Source organism: Burkholderiaceae bacterium DAT-1, assembly GCA_019084025.1.
GTDB lineage: Bacteria > Pseudomonadota > Gammaproteobacteria > Burkholderiales > Chitinimonadaceae > DAT-1.
Genome location: JAHRBI010000006.1, coordinates 334,970 through 349,384, shown reverse-complemented (window position 1 = coordinate 349,384; position 14,415 = coordinate 334,970). Strand labels below are relative to the sequence as shown.

The 14,415-nt window shown below is 56.3% G+C and carries 18 protein-coding genes; 13 read left to right on the top strand and 5 right to left on the bottom strand.

The genetic code is table 11. From position 1 onward, the window contains the following. Nucleotides 1-34 precede the first annotated feature (34 nt). Both KSF73_14710 and KSF73_14705 read left to right on the top strand, forming a co-directional pair. Nucleotides 35-1,240 (top strand): acetyl-CoA C-acyltransferase, encoded by a 1,206-nt coding sequence (locus KSF73_14710; GenBank protein MBV1776967.1) that lies wholly within the window; start codon nt 35-37, stop codon nt 1,238-1,240. 117 nt (nt 1,241-1,357) lie between these two features. After that, nucleotides 1,358-1,924: a chalcone isomerase family protein gene (locus KSF73_14705; GenBank protein MBV1776966.1), complete on the top strand. Its 567-nt coding sequence runs from the start codon at nt 1,358-1,360 to the stop codon at nt 1,922-1,924. Nucleotides 1,925-1,929: 5 nt separating this feature from the next. Here KSF73_14705 and KSF73_14700 read toward each other — a convergent pair whose 3' ends face one another. Continuing rightward, the gene (locus KSF73_14700) at nt 1,930-2,118 is read right to left on the bottom strand and encodes a hypothetical protein (GenBank protein ID MBV1776965.1); all 189 of its coding nucleotides are present in this window, start codon (nt 2,116-2,118) and stop codon (nt 1,930-1,932) included. Between the two features lie 116 nt (nt 2,119-2,234). Here KSF73_14700 and KSF73_14695 point away from each other — a divergent pair, with 116 nt between their 5' ends. Beyond that, nucleotides 2,235-2,819 carry a hypothetical protein gene (locus KSF73_14695; protein MBV1776964.1) on the top strand — a complete coding sequence of 195 codons (585 nt, stop codon included), beginning with the start codon at nt 2,235-2,237 and terminating at the stop codon, nt 2,817-2,819. A 70-nt stretch (nt 2,820-2,889) separates the two neighbouring features. On the opposite strand, the gene KSF73_14690 is transcribed toward KSF73_14695, so the two are convergent. The 3 genes from KSF73_14690 to KSF73_14680 all read right to left on the bottom strand — a co-directional run bounded on the left by KSF73_14690 (nt 2,890) and on the right by KSF73_14680 (nt 6,448). Then, on the bottom strand, nt 2,890-4,674 hold the full coding sequence (locus KSF73_14690) for an acyl-CoA dehydrogenase (protein MBV1776963.1): 1,785 nt from the start codon (nt 4,672-4,674) through the stop codon (nt 2,890-2,892). Between the two features lie 83 nt (nt 4,675-4,757). Continuing rightward, nucleotides 4,758-5,696: an FAD-binding protein gene (locus KSF73_14685; protein ID MBV1776962.1), complete on the bottom strand. Its 939-nt coding sequence runs from the start codon at nt 5,694-5,696 to the stop codon at nt 4,758-4,760. A gap of 2 nt (nt 5,697-5,698) precedes the next feature. Next, nucleotides 5,699-6,448 carry an electron transfer flavoprotein subunit beta/FixA family protein gene (locus KSF73_14680; GenBank protein MBV1776961.1) on the bottom strand — a complete coding sequence of 250 codons (750 nt, stop codon included), beginning with the start codon at nt 6,446-6,448 and terminating at the stop codon, nt 5,699-5,701. A gap of 356 nt (nt 6,449-6,804) precedes the next feature. On the opposite strand from KSF73_14680, the gene KSF73_14675 reads away from it, so the two are divergent. The 10 genes from KSF73_14675 to gspK all read left to right on the top strand — a co-directional run bounded on the left by KSF73_14675 (nt 6,805) and on the right by gspK (nt 13,440). Further along, nucleotides 6,805-7,200, top strand: a complete 396-nt coding sequence (locus KSF73_14675; GenBank protein ID MBV1776960.1) for a MaoC family dehydratase — start codon at nt 6,805-6,807, stop codon at nt 7,198-7,200. Between the two features lie 82 nt (nt 7,201-7,282). After that, nucleotides 7,283-8,137: a formyltetrahydrofolate deformylase gene (purU, locus tag KSF73_14670; GenBank protein MBV1776959.1), complete on the top strand. Its 855-nt coding sequence runs from the start codon at nt 7,283-7,285 to the stop codon at nt 8,135-8,137. 145 nt (nt 8,138-8,282) lie between these two features. Beyond that, entirely contained in the window at nt 8,283-8,669 is a 387-nt protein-coding gene (locus tag KSF73_14665) for a hypothetical protein (GenBank protein MBV1776958.1), read from the top strand. Between the two features lie 62 nt (nt 8,670-8,731). Continuing rightward, nucleotides 8,732-9,286, top strand: coding sequence for a hypothetical protein (locus tag KSF73_14660; GenBank protein MBV1776957.1), 555 nt, complete (start codon nt 8,732-8,734; stop codon nt 9,284-9,286). Between the two features lie 3 nt (nt 9,287-9,289). Next, entirely contained in the window at nt 9,290-10,501 is a 1,212-nt protein-coding gene (gspF, locus tag KSF73_14655; GenBank protein MBV1776956.1) for a type II secretion system inner membrane protein GspF, read from the top strand. Between the two features lie 92 nt (nt 10,502-10,593). Continuing rightward, entirely contained in the window at nt 10,594-11,013 is a 420-nt protein-coding gene (gene gspG, locus KSF73_14650) for a type II secretion system major pseudopilin GspG (protein MBV1776955.1), read from the top strand. A gap of 2 nt (nt 11,014-11,015) precedes the next feature. Next, entirely contained in the window at nt 11,016-11,534 is a 519-nt protein-coding gene (locus tag KSF73_14645; protein MBV1776954.1) for a GspH/FimT family pseudopilin, read from the top strand. After that, complete coding sequence (gene gspI / locus KSF73_14640) at nt 11,497-11,892, top strand: type II secretion system minor pseudopilin GspI (protein MBV1776953.1); 396 nt, start codon at nt 11,497-11,499, stop codon at nt 11,890-11,892. The genes KSF73_14645 and gspI overlap by 38 nt, the downstream gene beginning before the upstream one ends. Further along, nucleotides 11,855-12,511 carry a type II secretion system minor pseudopilin GspJ gene (gene gspJ, locus KSF73_14635; GenBank protein MBV1776952.1) on the top strand — a complete coding sequence of 219 codons (657 nt, stop codon included), beginning with the start codon at nt 11,855-11,857 and terminating at the stop codon, nt 12,509-12,511. The genes gspI and gspJ overlap by 38 nt, the downstream gene beginning before the upstream one ends. Then, the gene (gene gspK, locus KSF73_14630) at nt 12,508-13,440 is read left to right on the top strand and encodes a type II secretion system minor pseudopilin GspK (protein ID MBV1776951.1); all 933 of its coding nucleotides are present in this window, start codon (nt 12,508-12,510) and stop codon (nt 13,438-13,440) included. Before gspJ ends, gspK begins: the two co-directional genes overlap by 4 nt. Before the next feature lie 270 nt (nt 13,441-13,710). Here gspK and KSF73_14625 read toward each other — a convergent pair whose 3' ends face one another. Then, entirely contained in the window at nt 13,711-14,412 is a 702-nt protein-coding gene (locus KSF73_14625) for a transporter substrate-binding domain-containing protein (protein MBV1776950.1), read from the bottom strand. Nucleotides 14,413-14,415: the final 3 nt, after the last annotated feature.

Below are 14,415 nucleotides of genomic sequence, written 5' to 3'. Positions count from 1 at the left end.
TCACAGTATGAATTGACTCCAAACGGAGAATGAAATGAGCAAACAAGTTCAGGAAGCCTACATTGTTGCCGTGCAGCGCACGCCGGTAGGCAAGGCCCCGCGTGGCATGTTCAAGAGCGTCCGTCCGGATGATCTGCTGGCACACTGCATCCGCGAAGCCGTGGCACAGGTTCCGACACTGGACCCGAATCTGATCAACGATTGCGTGGTGGGCTGTGCCTTCCCGGAAGCCGAGCAAGGTCTGAACATGGCGCGTATCGCCGTGCTGCTGGCCGGTCTGCCGGATACCGTGGGTGGTATCACCATCAACCGTTACTGCTCGTCCGGTATCAATGCCGTGCAAGTCGCAGCTGACCGCATCCGCATGGGTGAGGCCGATGTGGTGATCGCCGGTGGTGCCGAGTCGATGTCCATGGTGCCGATGATGGGTAACAAGATTGCCCTGAATCCGGAAATCTTCACCAAGGACGAAAACGTCGCCATCGCCTACGGCATGGGTCTGACCGCCGAGAAGGTGGCCGAGCAGTGGAAGGTGAGCCGCGAAGATCAGGATGCATTCGCTGTCGAATCGCACAATCGCGCGCTGGCTGCCATCGAAGGCGGCAAGTTCAAGGATGAAATCAGCCCGCTGAAGGTGACCTACCGTACGCCGGATCTGGCCACTGGCGAAGTGAAGACGGTTGAAAAGCTGATCGATACCGATGAAGGTCCGCGTGCCGGTACCTCGCTGGAAACACTGGGCAAGCTGAAGCCTGTGTTTGCTGCCAAGGGTTCGGTGACCGCCGGTAACTCCTCGCAGATGTCCGATGGCGCCGCTGCGGTGATTCTGGTATCCGAAAAGATCCTGAAGCAATTCAACCTGGTGCCGCTGGCCAAGTACGTTAGCTTCGCCGTGAAGGGCGTGCCGCCTGCGATCATGGGTATCGGTCCGAAGGAAGCCATTCCGGCTGCCCTGAAGAACGCCGGCCTGCATCAGGATGATCTGGCCTGGATCGAACTGAATGAAGCCTTTGCCGCTCAGGCATTGGCTGTGATTCGTGATCTCGGTCTGGACACCAGCAAGGTCAATCCGCTGGGTGGCGCGATTGCGCTGGGTCACCCGCTGGGTGCAACCGGTGCGATCCGTACTGCTACTGTGGTTCACGGCATGCGCCGCGAAGGCATGGCAGGCAAGTACGGCATGATCACCATGTGTATCGGTACCGGCATGGGTGCCGCTGGGATTATCCAGTCGCTGTGATCGGCTCCGGCTGTTGCGTAACAGCCATGTATCAACGGGGTAGCGGTCAGCCGCGCCCCGTTTTTTGTACGATTGTTTGGTAAGATCCAAAGCATACTAAGAATGAGGGGACAAGCAATGAAACGAATGATGAGCCTGATGCTACTGGTGCTGCCTTTGCTGGGATTTGCAGCCGATGTGGATGGTGTGAAGCTGGATGATTCAGCGGTTGTTGCGGGGCAGAAGCTGAATCTTGCGGGTGCGGGGGTGCGTTCGAAGTGGGGTATTGCCAAGGTGTATGTGGGTGCCTTGTATACCGTTGCCAAACCGACCAATGCAGATTCGGTGATTGGGGATTCGACCAATCCGCGCCGTGTAACCTTGACCATGATGCGTCATGTAGATGGTGATCGATTCCGTGAATCGCTGATTGATGGTCTGGAAGCCAATGCAACTGAGGGCGAACTCAGCAAACTTGGTAGCCAGATCAAGGAAATGGAAGCCTATTTCGCCCAATTGAAAGAAGTGAATGAAGGCGATCTGGTGACACTGGATTTTATGCCGGGCAAGGGCACACAGGTGACCGCACGCGGCCAGACTCGCCTGATTGGCGGCGACGATTTTGCCCGCGCCATGTTACGCATCTGGGTGGGTAAGCAGCCGGTGAGCAATTCACTGAAGAGCGCGATGCTGGGGTTGAAGTAATCACCTCATCGACATGCAACTGAACAATAACGAAGGCCACCGTTTCCGGTGGCCTTGTCGTATCGAACATCTACCAGCTGGCGTTTGATGTCCTGTCGCCCGTTCTGGCGCTGACGTTTTCGGGAGGGCGCGTGTGCACCGCCTTTGCGCATGAGGGACGCACAGGCATGCGGATTGCGTGGTTTAAGCAGCATGGTGTACTCCTGTTCAGTGTGCGCATACGATACAGGTGCGGGCCGCTTCACGCAATTGCAATACCTCGGGATTAGCATGTGCTAACCCTCTGATTTGCAATTCTTCGGTGAGTATCATGATTTACACCAAAACCGCTGCTGGCCGCGCTGAAATCGAACAACGCACGCTTGGCTTGTCTGCGCTGAGCAGGCGCGCCCTGATTCTGATGGATGGCAAGCGTTCGATTGGCGAGCTGACGCCGGTGTTTGGCGCTGGTGTCGAGTTGACTGCCGTGGTGCGGGAACTGCAGGAAAATGGACTGATCTCGGTGGTTGACGGCCGTCATGAAGTTGCCTCGCAGCAGCAGGCCATTGATCCGATCCGACTGCCAGACGCAAAGCCAGGCCGTGCGCCGATGCCGCAGGCAGCGACGTTGGCACCGGCCAAAGCGCCCGGCATTCAGTCCGAACCGCTCATTGCCGAAGCTGATCCGCTTTCCCCGATTGTGCTAGCACAGGTTCAAGCAATCCTGAAGAGTACCGCTACCGAATATCTCGGCTTGCTGGGGGCAGATATCTGCCGCCGGGTTGATGCTGCACGGGACAGAACATCACTGATGCGCTGTATTGCCAAGTGGAACATGGCGATGCGCGAAGGACGGGATGGCCGCGAGATGGCCGAGCGCTACCTATTGCAGGTTAAAGCGCTGATGGAAGATTGAACCGTCAAAGACAGTACATAAAAACAGGGCGCTTGGGGCGCCCTGTGTTATTTCGTGCCTTGATGCCTGATCAGAACTGATCGTCTGCCAGCGCCATGGTGGTATCGGCACCATTGAGGATGCTGTCGACCAGACCACCAACCTGCGGCAGCATGTGTGCTGCAAAGAAGCGTGCGGTGGTGATCTTGGCGGTCAGGAAGCTTTCGTCTGCGCTGACATCGGTCAGCTTGTCCTTGGCGACCAGTGCAGCGCGGCCCAGTTGCCAGCCACCCAGTACCAGACCCATGGCCTTCAGGAAATACACCGAACCGGCAGCGACATCGCGTGGTGCACCACCGAATTGCTTCACCACAAACTCGGTTGCCGATTGTGCGGCCTTGGCGGCGTCAGCCAGCTTGGTGGCGATATCGCCCAGACCTGCGGCGTTCAGCTTAGCCACGGTCGATTCTACTTCGCCCAGCAGCCATTTGGCGGTTGCACCTTGCTCGGAGGCAGTCTTGCGTCCCACAAGATCCATTGCCTGAATGCCGGTGGTGCCTTCGTAGATCGCGGTGATGCGCGCATCGCGCAGATGCTGTGCCGCGCCGGTTTCTTCGATAAAGCCCATACCACCGTGGATCTGTACGCCCAGCGAGGTGATCTCGTTGACGGCTTCGGTATTCCAGCCCTTCACGATCGGGATGAGGAAATTCACCAGCGCCTGATTCCGGGCACGTTCGGCGGTATCCGGATGCGATGCGGCCTTGTCCAGCGCAGCGCCTGCGTAATAGGCGAGGGCGCGCTGTGCTTCGATCTGGCTCTTCATGGTCATTAGCATGCGACGGATATCCGGATGCTTGATGATGGCCACCGGAGCCGGATCGCTAGAACCCAGTTCGCGTGATTGCACGCGATCCTTGGCGTAGGCCAGTGCATGCTGGTAAGCGCGTTCGGAAATGGCCATACCCTCGATGCCCACGCCCAGACGGGCATGATTCATCATGGTGAACATGTACGACAGGCCCTTGTTGGCTTCGCCCACCAGATAGCCGATCGCACCGCCATTGTCGCCATAGCTCATCACGCAGGTCGGACTGCCGTGGATACCGAGTTTGTGTTCCAGCGATACGCAGCGCACATCATTGCGCTCGCCCAGCGAGCCATCGGCGTTCACCAGGAACTTGGGCACCACAAACAGGGAAATGCCCTTCACACCTTCCGGCGCATCCGGCAGGCGTGCCAGCACCAGGTGCACGATATTGTCCGACATATCGTGCTCGCCCCAGGTGATGAAAATCTTCTGGCCGGAGATGCGGTAGGTGCCATCGTCAGCAGGCACCGCCTTGGCGCGCACCTGTGCCAAATCAGAACCGGCTTGCGGCTCGGTCAGATTCATGGTGCCGGGCCATTCGCCTGTCACCATCTTCGGCAGATAGGTCGCCTTGATCTCGTCGCCAGCGTGGTGGTGCAGGGCTTCCATTGCGCCCAGCGTCAGCAGCGGGCACAGCGAAAAGGCCACATTGGCGGCACACCACATTTCTTCGGTTGCCATGGCGACCAGCGCAGGCATGCCCTGACCGCCGAAGTCCACCGGACCACGCAGACTCACCCAGCCATTTTCCACGAACTGGCCGAATGCTTCCTTGAATCCCGGCGCAGTGGTCACCACGCCATCATTGAGCTTATTACCGTGCTGATCACCCACGCGATTGAGTGGTGCTACCACGTTTTCTGCGAACTTGGCGGCTTCTTCGACGATCGCATCTACCAGTTCGGCATTCACTTCTTCGTTGCCGGGCAGGGCGGCGACTTCGGTCAGTCCGGCCAGCTCGTTCAGCACAAAACGAATATCGTTTACGGGAGCACGGTAGCTCATGGGATTCTCCAATCAAGCAGTTGCTTGGTTGATTAATTCAAAAAAACGGTCGCCTATGACGACCGTTGTATACCAAAGGTAGCTTACTTGCTCAACTCGGCGATCAGTTCCGGCACAGCAGTAAACAGATCTGCCACAAGACCGTAGTCGGCCACCTGGAAGATCGGTGCTTCTTCATCCTTGTTGATCGCGACGATCACCTTGGAATCCTTCATACCGGCCAGATGCTGGATCGCGCCGGAGATACCGACAGCGACATACAGTTGCGGCGCGACGATCTTGCCGGTCTGACCGACCTGATAGTCGTTCGGGGCATAGCCTGCATCCACAGCTGCACGGCTGGCACCGATGGCGGCACCAATCTTGTCGGCCAGTGGCTCCAGTACTTCGTGGAACTTCTCGCTGGATCCCAGTGCACGGCCACCGGACACGATGATCTGGGCATTGCCCAGTTCCGGACGGTCGGACTTGGTCAGCTCCTGACCCACAAAGCGCGAGGTACCTGCATCAGCACCGGCACCCACGTTTTCGATAGCGGCAGCGCCACCGGTGGCAGCAACCGGATCGAACGCAGTGGTACGCACGGTCAGCACCTTGATGGTATCAGCCGATTGCACAGTCGCAATCACGTTACCGGCGTAAATTGGGCGCTGGAAGGTATCGGCGGATTCGACAGCGATAATGTCGCTGATCTGAGCCACATCCAGCAGGGCAGAGACGCGCGGCAGCACGTTTTTGCCGAATGTGGTGGCGGCGGCCAATACATGGCTGTAACCCTTGGCCAGCTCAACCACAACAGGGGTGACGTTTTCAGCCAGCTGATGCGCCAGATGTGCGCCATCAGCCACCAACACCTTGGCCACACCGGCTGCAGCGGCAGCAGCAGTGGCAACAGCGCCGGCATTGTGACCAGCGACCAACACGTGCACATCGCCACCGATTTTCTGGGCAGCGGCCAGCGCGTTCAGGGTAGACGCCTTCAGCTGGGCGTTATCGTGTTCTGCAATCACCAGAATGGTCATGATCAGATCACCTTTGCTTCGTTCTTCAGTTTTGCCACCAGCTCGGCAACCGAGCCCACCTTCACGCCAGCACTGCGCTGTGCAGGTTCAGCGACCTTCACCAGCTTCAGGCGCGGTGCAGCGTCTACACCCAGATCAGCCGGGGACAGCTTGTCCAGCGGCTTCTTCTTGGCGGCCATGATGTTTGGCAGCTTCACGTAGCGCGGTTCGTTCAGGCGCAGGTCAGTTGTGACCACAGCCGGCAGGTTCAGCGACACGGTTTCCAGACCGCCGTCGATTTCACGGATGACTTCAACCTTGTCTGCATCCACGCCCACCTTGGATGCGAAGGTACCTTGCGGCCAGCCTAGCAGCGCAGCCAGCATCTGGCCTGTCTGGTTGGCGTCGTCATCAATGGCTTGCTTGCCGAGGATGGCGAGTTGCGGTTGTTCCTTGTCGGCCACTGCCTTCAGCAGCTTGGCTACAGCCAGCGGCTGCAATTCGACGTCGGTTTCCACATGGATGGCGCGATCGGCACCCATGGCCAGCGCGGTGCGCAGCGTTTCTTCGCATTGCTTCACGCCCAGCGACACCACCACGATTTCCGTGGCCTTGCTGGCTTCTTTCAGACGAACCGCTTCTTCAACTGCGATTTCGTCGAACGGGTTCATCGACATCTTGGTGTTGGCAATATCTACATTGCTGCCATCAGCCTTGCACCGTACTTTGACGTTGTAATCAACAACGCGCTTCACTGCGACCAGAACTTTCACGCTTCCTCCGCTGGGGTCGGATCGAAAATATCGTCGAGACGGACCAGGTCCGGCTCCTGAAAACCTGCGGCATCGAGACGGCAAAAAAGGCCAGCCTCGCGCCTAACGCGCCAATATAGCACCCTGACACTTCATTCGTCACCGGTGCTGTTGTCACCGTAGGGGCGACTACATCGCGTTTTCTCACATGTCTAATCATAAATCCTTGTATTCAGGTAAAACAAGCGTTTGATTTGCAAAAATCGCACTGGCGTTCGATTGTGTTTGCGCGTTGCAACATTGCACGTTCACAATCGTGATTGCCGCAGACCATCCATGCGGTGCCAGGAGGACATGTGACTGTTTACTTTGACGAAATGTATATCGGCCAGACCGCCCAGTTCCGCAAAACGGTGACTGAGGCTGATGTGGTCCTGTTTGCCGGCATCACCGGCGATCACAATCCCGTGCATACCGATGAAGAATATGCCCGTGAAACGCCCTTCAAGGGACGCATCGCCCATGGTTTGCTGACCGCCAGTCTGGTGTCGACCGTGCTCGGCAATCAATTGCCGGGACCGGGCACCATCTACGTGTCGCAGACCATGAAATTCACCGCGCCGGTGCATATCGGCGATACGGTGGCCGCCATCGTAGAGGTGGCTGCGCTTGATCCGGTGAAACATCGCGTGACCTTTAATATCCAGTGCCGCGTGCGTGATGTGCAGGTGCTGAAGGGCGAAGCTGTGGTAATCGCACCCACTCGCGCCTGATGTAGTCATCGCTGCGTTGCAGTACAAATGCGCTGTCGGGCAAGATCGGGGCATACCAACGAAATATGCTCCGATACGTCTGATGAAAGATACTGCCACCCTGCTGATTTCCTGCCCTGATCGCAAAGGGCTGGTCGCGGCCATCGCCAATTTTCTTTACACCTACAATGCCAACATCCTGCATGCCGATCAGCATCAGGATGATGAGGGTGAGCTGTTTCTGATGCGGATCGAGTGGGATCTGCAGGGATTTACGCTGGACCTGTCCGCGTTTGACGCAGCGTTTTCGCCTATTGCTGATCGCTTCGGCATGCGCTGGCAATTACAGCGATCGAGCCAGCGCAAGCGTGTCGCCATATTCGTCTCGCATTACGATCATTGTCTGGTGGATTTGCTGCATCGCTGGCAAACCGGCGAGCTGGATTGCGACATTCCGCTGATCGTCTCCAATCACGAAACCTGCAGGCGGATTGCAGAATTTCACGGCATAGATTTTCAATATATTGACACGCCCAAAGGCCAGAAGCCGATGTTCGAACAGGCGCAGCGCGAATTGCTGGCCGCTTACCGGATCGACCTGATTGTACTGGCGCGCTATATGCAGGTGCTGTCACCGGAATTTACTGCCGCCTGGCCGCAGCGCGTGATTAATATTCATCACAGTTTTCTGCCGGCATTCGATGGCGCCAAACCCTATCACCGCGCCTACGAGCGCGGCGTGAAGCTGATCGGGGCGACCAGTCATTACGTAACGGATGTGCTGGATGACGGTCCCATCATTGAGCAGGATGTGGTGCGAATTTCGCATCGTGATAGTGTGGCTGATCTGATCCAGAAGGGGCGGGATCTGGAACGTATTGTGCTTTCCAGAGCATTGCGCTGGCATCTGGATAATCGGGTACTCGTGTTTGGCAATAAAACGGTTGTATTCGATTGACGCTAATGTGTTTCAGTCATGGCCATGTGTCAGATATGTAACAAAGTCGTGCGTTCGCTTCATACCGAGTGAATGCCTGATTATGCTAACGTAGTTACACACGATCAGCGTCATCTTGGCGCTGCTCATTTGTAGGAGGCATAACATGAAATACACGATCTTGGCCGTACTCGTTGCAACTGGGCTGTCGGGGTGCAGTACGATAACCAATACGTCGCTACTGGATGGCAAAAATGAATTTGGTCGCGTCGATTTCAAGCTTCATCCTGTGCGCGTCGTGGCGATTGATGGCGATTACACGGTAGATCGCGATCCGGTTCGTGCCGAGCCGGGTGTGCGTACCTTGAGATTGCAGACCGCACCGGTAGCGGGATTCCACACCCCTCCATCCAAAGATGTACAGCTGTCCATTGAGCCGTGTACTCGCTATTACCTTGCGGCTCGCCGTGAAAATCCGCTGACTCAGGATTTTCAGCTGGTGGTACATGATAAAGAGCCTGTCGCTGGTTGTGTCGTTCGGCAAGGCACCTGAAGACTTGTTCCGGTGTGCGGGTGATCGGTCGCATGCCGGACGCTTTCCAGTTCAAGGACACTATGCGCCAAATCCTAGACGATGCCTTGGATTTTTCTGCATTCCGGTTCAGGTCGTTAGACCATTATGTCTATCCCGCGTGGCAACCATTGTTATGGCTGGCGGCGATTGCGACTGTTAACGCGCTTGGTGCGGGCGAATTGCGTGCGGATGTGGTAGATCGCACAGTCTTTTTTATTGTGTTATATCTGCTTTCCACTTCGGCTGCGGCCTTGTTTTTTCAGCGTTTCTGCCGCGCCAGTCACCGCTGGCGTGAGCCGGGAAGCCTGTTTCCGCTCATGGTACTGGTATCCAGCATCGAGATATTTCAACCGCTCGGCGCCCTCTTGCCCTATGATGCGGGCTTCATTCTGTCCTTGATGTTGCTCGGGTATCAGCTGGTGTTGCTGGCTCGCGGCTTGCAGGCCTCCACAGGATTGCCCATGCCGTATATCACCAAGGGCGTGCTTTTATTTATACCAATCATGCTCGCCATCATCCTGCTGGCCTCGGCAATCATTGATCTTGCCGGATGGATACCGGCACCATTCGATGGACAGGCGGGCGGAGGAATGTAACTCATGGCAGGTTTCCGCTATCGCGGGATCGACGCTCGGGGCAAGCAGGTAGAAGGCGTAGTCGAAGCGGATACCGCCAAACTTGCGCGTGCTAATTTGCGCGATCAGGGCATCTGGGTGTCCGACATGTCGGAGATCAAGGCTGATGAAACTGGCCAGCCGGGGAAGTCATCCCGCGCAGCGATTCCGACTGCCGCACTCGCATTGCTCACACGTCAATTCGCCACACTCCTCGATGCGGGGCTTACCATTGAGCAAAGCTTGAACGTACTCATCGAACAAGCCGAAAATCCACGAATCCGCGATGTATTGGCGGGTGTGCGTAGCGAAATCCTGGCGGGTTCGCCGATGTCGGTGGCAATGTCCCGCCATCCGCGCGTTTTTCCCGAGTTGTACCGGACGATTGTGCGTGCAGGGGAAGAAAGTGGCCGCGCAGCAGAAGTGATGCGCCGGCTTGCCGACTACATTGAAGCACGTCAGGCGCTGGCCAGTAAGGTCGGCCAGGCGTTTGTTTACCCCATTGTTTTGGTGGTGGTTTGTCTACTGATCGTCACCGGTATGCTGTACTGGGTGGTGCCGCAAATGGTGGCAGTGTTTGAATCTCAGAAAGCAACACTCCCCTTACTGACCCGCGCGCTGCTGGCTGTATCGAATTTTGTACGACACGATGGCATTTACCTGATTGCTTCCCTGGGCGTTATTGGCGCTGTGTGCTGGAAGGCAATGCAAAAGGAGCATGTCCGGATCAAAGTTGACCGTGCAGCCCTCAGTATGCCTTTATTCGGAAGATTTAACCGGACAGGTAATACAGCAAGGCTAGCCAGTACACTTTCGATTTTGGTCGGCAGTGGCGTACCCCTCCTAACCGCCATGTCGGCTGCAGGTGGCGTGGTGCAGAATCGTGTCATGCGTGCCGCTGTCGCAGACTCATCAAAAGATGTGCGCGAAGGGGCAAGTCTGTCTGTGGCGCTCGGACGCAAGAAACTATTTCCGCCTGTGCTGATCCATCTGATTGCCTCGGGCGAGGCTTCGGGGCGACTGGAAGTGATGCTGGAAAAGGCAGCACAGCAACAATCAGCAGAGCTTGAGCAGCGTGTCGGCACGTTTACCAGCTTGCTCGCGCCGCTGATGGCGTTGTTCATGGGTGTGGTGGTATTGCTGATTGTACTAGCGATATTGCTGCCCGTATTTGAAATGAATGAGCTGGTTAAATAGAATCATCGCTCACTAAATGTCACACTAGCGTAAACAAACTAGCGGATACAGTCTGCACAGGAGGCACCTTGAACAATACCCATACCCAACGTATGCCCTATGCGCTTCAGCGCGGCTTTACCCTGTTAGAAATTTTGATTGCAGTGACCATCATTGCCATTCTTGGTGCAGTGGTTGCGCCGAAGTTCATGGGCAAGCCCAATGAAGCCAAGATTGTGGCAGCCAAGGAAGATATTCGCGCTATTCAGGCCGCGCTGAGTATGTACAAGCTCGACAACTCCCGCTTTCCAACGACAGAGCAGGGCTTGCAAGCGCTGGTGACCAAACCGACAACCGGACAGGTACCGGCCAATTGGAAGGCATACCTCGATCGCCTGCCAAAAGATCCTTGGGGCTTTGAGTATGTGTATCTGAACCCCGGACTGCATGGTGAAATCGACATCATGAGTTATGGCAGCGCAGATGGCCCATCGGCAACGGATACGACGCATCAGATTGGCAACTGGATGTAGTGATGGCGCATCGACGCACCGGTGGCTTTACGCTACTGGAAATCCTGATTGTCGTGGCCATTGTCGGCATCATTGTCGCAATGGCCAGTGTCAATTTCACCGATAGTGACGCAACACAGATCAAACGCGAAGCAGAGCGTATGCAGGCGCTGCTTGAACATGTGAATGATGAGGCGATTGCAACCGGTGAAACCTTTGGCTTCGGCCCTGATCTGGCGGTTCCGGGTCGCTACGCATTCTGGAAAATGAATGCGCTCGGTGCCTGGATTCCCGTCGATACAATCGAGACCTTGCGCTCCAGAGATCTCCCTGCTGGCATGCATATCACGGCCATTGAAGTGAATCGAACGACGTTACCCGCAGAAGAGCATATCCGCTTTGCACCCTCTGGCGTGAACGCGCCATTTTCCCTGATGCTCACGCAGGGGCACGATCGGCTCACAGTCGAATCAGATGCCATGGGACGGATTACATTTGGAAATCATGGTGAGCCATCCGCCACACCTCAATCGGCGAGATAGAGCCGGTTTTACCTTGATAGAAGTGCTGGTGGCACTGGCTGTGATTGCCATTGCCCTCAGCGCAGCCGTGCGCGCAACCGTCGGAACCATCCGCGGTGCGGATTCGCTCAAGCATCATGTGGCAGCGGGCTGGGTCGCCCAGAACCGAATCAACTTTTACGTGGCAAGTGGCCAGTTTCCAGATTTAGGCAAGCATGAGGGAGATGAGTCGCAGGCCGGAATGAGTTTTCATTGGGTGGAAGATGTCGGCGGTACGCCAAACCCTGCTTTTCGGCGTCTAGAGGTGAAAGTATACGCGGACGAGAATCGGGAGCATGCCGATGCCATTCTGGTGGGGTATATCGCCAATGTCCGCTAATCGTATGTCTGCTAATCGTTTTCAAACGCGCAAGCGCGGAAAGCGCAATGGCTTTACCCTGATCGAAATTCTGATCGCGCTCGCCATTTTCGCCATCATGTCGATGATCGCCTATCAAGGTCTGAGCCGGATGATGCGAACCAAGGAGCATCTCGATGCTCAGGTGCGGTACTGGCGCGAGCTGACGCTGATGATGGGGCGGTTCGAGGAAGATATCTCGCAAATTGTCGATCGAAGCTGGCGCGATGATGGCGGGACATTGCAACCCGCGGTGCGAGGGGCTGCGGGTCCGCTTGATCGTCATGGCGCTCAGCTCGAGATGGTGCGACTGGATGGCGGCAAGCCCGTGCATATTGGCTATCGGGTCAGTAATGGACACCTTGATCTGCTGGTGTGGCAGGCATTAGATCAGGCGCCGCGTACCGAGCCGCAAGTTTATAAAATGATGGATGGCATTCAGGCAATGCAGGTTCGATTCAATGATGGTGCGGGACAATGGCAGTTTGCGTGGCCCAATGCCGGGCAAACGCAAACCAATGAACGGTTGCCGCACGGTATCGAACTCAAACTTGTCCTGAAAGATGGGCAAACGATTAGCCGTCTGGTGTCCTTACGATGATGCGTAAACAACGTGGCGTAGCCATTATTACGGCGGTCGGGATTGCAGCGATTGTGGCAGGCCTTGCCATGTTTATGGTGTGGCGCTACAGCCTGTGGTTCCGTCAGGTCGAGAACCAGCATGATCTTGCAGAGGCACGCAGTATTGCTCGCGCAGCGCTGGATTTTACGCGCATGGTGCTGCGTGATGACGGCAATCAGAATAACGGCGCCGATCACGCGCAACGGCCATGGAATCAGCCTATTCCCAATTTGCCTGTTGAGAATGGTTCGGCTGGCGGGCGACTGAGTGATGCGCAAGGACGCTTTAATTTCAATAATCTGATCAATGCCAATGGTGCGCGAGCGGAGAGTGAGGTTACTGTCTTCAAGCGGCTGCTGGCCAGTTTATCGCTGGATCCGGAATTGGCCGACCGCCTGGCGGAGTACCTTGATCCACAAGGGAATAACCGCCCCAATCAGCCGCCAGTTGATCAGGGCTACCTGGCGCTGCCCGAACCTTACCGGGCAGCGGGTGCGCCACTGGCTGATGTATCCGAGCTGGCTCGCGTCAAGGGATTTACGCCACAGATCATTGATAAGCTGACCCCATTCGTAGTAGCAGGGCCAATTGAAACCGTCCCGTCGCTCAACGTGAATTTTGCCAGTCCGCAGGTACTGGCAGCGGTGATCGGCGAGCAAGGTGAGGCCATTGCTCAGAAACTGGTCGCAAAACGCCGTGCACAGCCTTTTACCCAAGTGAATGACTTGCGTCCGTATTTTGCGGATGGCACGGATGGGGTCATCAACACCAATCGTGTGGGCGTCGCATCCACCTTATTCTTCTCCGATGTTGAAGCGCAATTTGGTCGGATTACCGTACGTTACCATGCGCTCATTCAGCGCCTCCCCGGACGATTCCCCCGTGTGCTGCTGGTGCAACGCCGGTAGAGTGTGACTCGACACGCTTAGCTCACCATACAAAAGACCCGCCCACCTACCCAATTAGCGCTGTCCGACAACTGCGGCATGGCAGTTGAAGTTTGCAAGTTGTGTTGCAAGGCTGGAGAAATGCAATCGAGAACACGATGCGTCTGTTTTGGCTTATGCCTGGTGAGGTGTTGGCGGCTTGCATGGCGGCTATGCCGCCTCATTTGACTGCAGCTCATTTTGATGTCGTGACCGAATTTCCGTGTGATGGCTTCGCTGGGCTGTGCTGCGCTAGCGTATCGACTGATACACGATATGGGGTAGGGCATTTTGCAGGCGATCAATCTGATGCTTTGGCATGGCCAGATTGCAGGCAAGATACAGCTGGTTGCGGCGGTATTCGTATTTAGGCTCGACCTGATCGCTGAGCTGAAGCTGAGTCAGCACGCTCTGGCCGTCTGTTAAGCTATTGGCCCAATAATCCGCTACGCCGCGAGCCACATTGCGGGCGCAGGTTTCTGGTGCTGTTGCGCCCACGATTCGAAAGCCTCGTGCCTGTAGATATTCGCCCGGACCATCGTTGAGCAGGGCGCAGATCAGCTTTTCCCTGACCGACTCAAGTGATTCTGGCGGCAGTTGGTCTGGCCTCCCCCATAGTACCCACGATGAACTGGCAATGGGGCCGACCCATTGAAACATCGCCTCCCGCTCGGGGAGTCTGGCGGTACTGAATACGCAGGCATTGGATTGGCGCTGCGCGAGCTTAAATGCTCGCGACCACTCGGTAATGGTGATGCTGTACGGAATACCGGTTTTCTTGAACGCCGCACGTAATCGATCTACCGCAATCCCTTTGGCTGTTTTGCCATCTGCACCCAGATAGTTGTTCGGGACGGCATGTTCGGCATATAACACCATTTCACCTGCACACACCTTTGCCACCATGAGTAAGGTGGTGATAAGGGGAAGGTGCAAATAGCGATTGACCCGCAAGGT

What these genes read in the sequence shown, in the direction of transcription:
- KSF73_14710 (MBV1776967.1), top strand. Translation starts at nt 35, where the DNA reads ATGAGCAAACAAGTTCAGGAAGCCTACATTGTTGCCGTGCAGCGCACG.
- KSF73_14705 (MBV1776966.1), top strand. Translation starts at nt 1,358, where the DNA reads ATGAAACGAATGATGAGCCTGATGCTACTGGTGCTGCCTTTGCTGGGA.
- KSF73_14700 (MBV1776965.1), bottom strand. Translation starts at nt 2,118, where the DNA reads ATGCTGCTTAAACCACGCAATCCGCATGCCTGTGCGTCCCTCATGCGC.
- KSF73_14695 (MBV1776964.1), top strand. Translation starts at nt 2,235, where the DNA reads ATGATTTACACCAAAACCGCTGCTGGCCGCGCTGAAATCGAACAACGC.
- KSF73_14690 (MBV1776963.1), bottom strand. Translation starts at nt 4,674, where the DNA reads ATGAGCTACCGTGCTCCCGTAAACGATATTCGTTTTGTGCTGAACGAG.
- KSF73_14685 (MBV1776962.1), bottom strand. Translation starts at nt 5,696, where the DNA reads ATGACCATTCTGGTGATTGCAGAACACGATAACGCCCAGCTGAAGGCG.
- KSF73_14675 (MBV1776960.1), top strand. Translation starts at nt 6,805, where the DNA reads ATGTATATCGGCCAGACCGCCCAGTTCCGCAAAACGGTGACTGAGGCT.
- purU (MBV1776959.1), top strand. Translation starts at nt 7,283, where the DNA reads ATGAAAGATACTGCCACCCTGCTGATTTCCTGCCCTGATCGCAAAGGG.
- KSF73_14665 (MBV1776958.1), top strand. Translation starts at nt 8,283, where the DNA reads ATGAAATACACGATCTTGGCCGTACTCGTTGCAACTGGGCTGTCGGGG.
- KSF73_14660 (MBV1776957.1), top strand. Translation starts at nt 8,732, where the DNA reads ATGCGCCAAATCCTAGACGATGCCTTGGATTTTTCTGCATTCCGGTTC.
- gspF (MBV1776956.1), top strand. Translation starts at nt 9,290, where the DNA reads ATGGCAGGTTTCCGCTATCGCGGGATCGACGCTCGGGGCAAGCAGGTA.
- gspG (MBV1776955.1), top strand. Translation starts at nt 10,594, where the DNA reads ATGCCCTATGCGCTTCAGCGCGGCTTTACCCTGTTAGAAATTTTGATT.
- KSF73_14645 (MBV1776954.1), top strand. Translation starts at nt 11,016, where the DNA reads ATGGCGCATCGACGCACCGGTGGCTTTACGCTACTGGAAATCCTGATT.
- gspI (MBV1776953.1), top strand. Translation starts at nt 11,497, where the DNA reads ATGGTGAGCCATCCGCCACACCTCAATCGGCGAGATAGAGCCGGTTTT.
- gspJ (MBV1776952.1), top strand. Translation starts at nt 11,855, where the DNA reads ATGCCATTCTGGTGGGGTATATCGCCAATGTCCGCTAATCGTATGTCT.
- gspK (MBV1776951.1), top strand. Translation starts at nt 12,508, where the DNA reads ATGATGCGTAAACAACGTGGCGTAGCCATTATTACGGCGGTCGGGATT.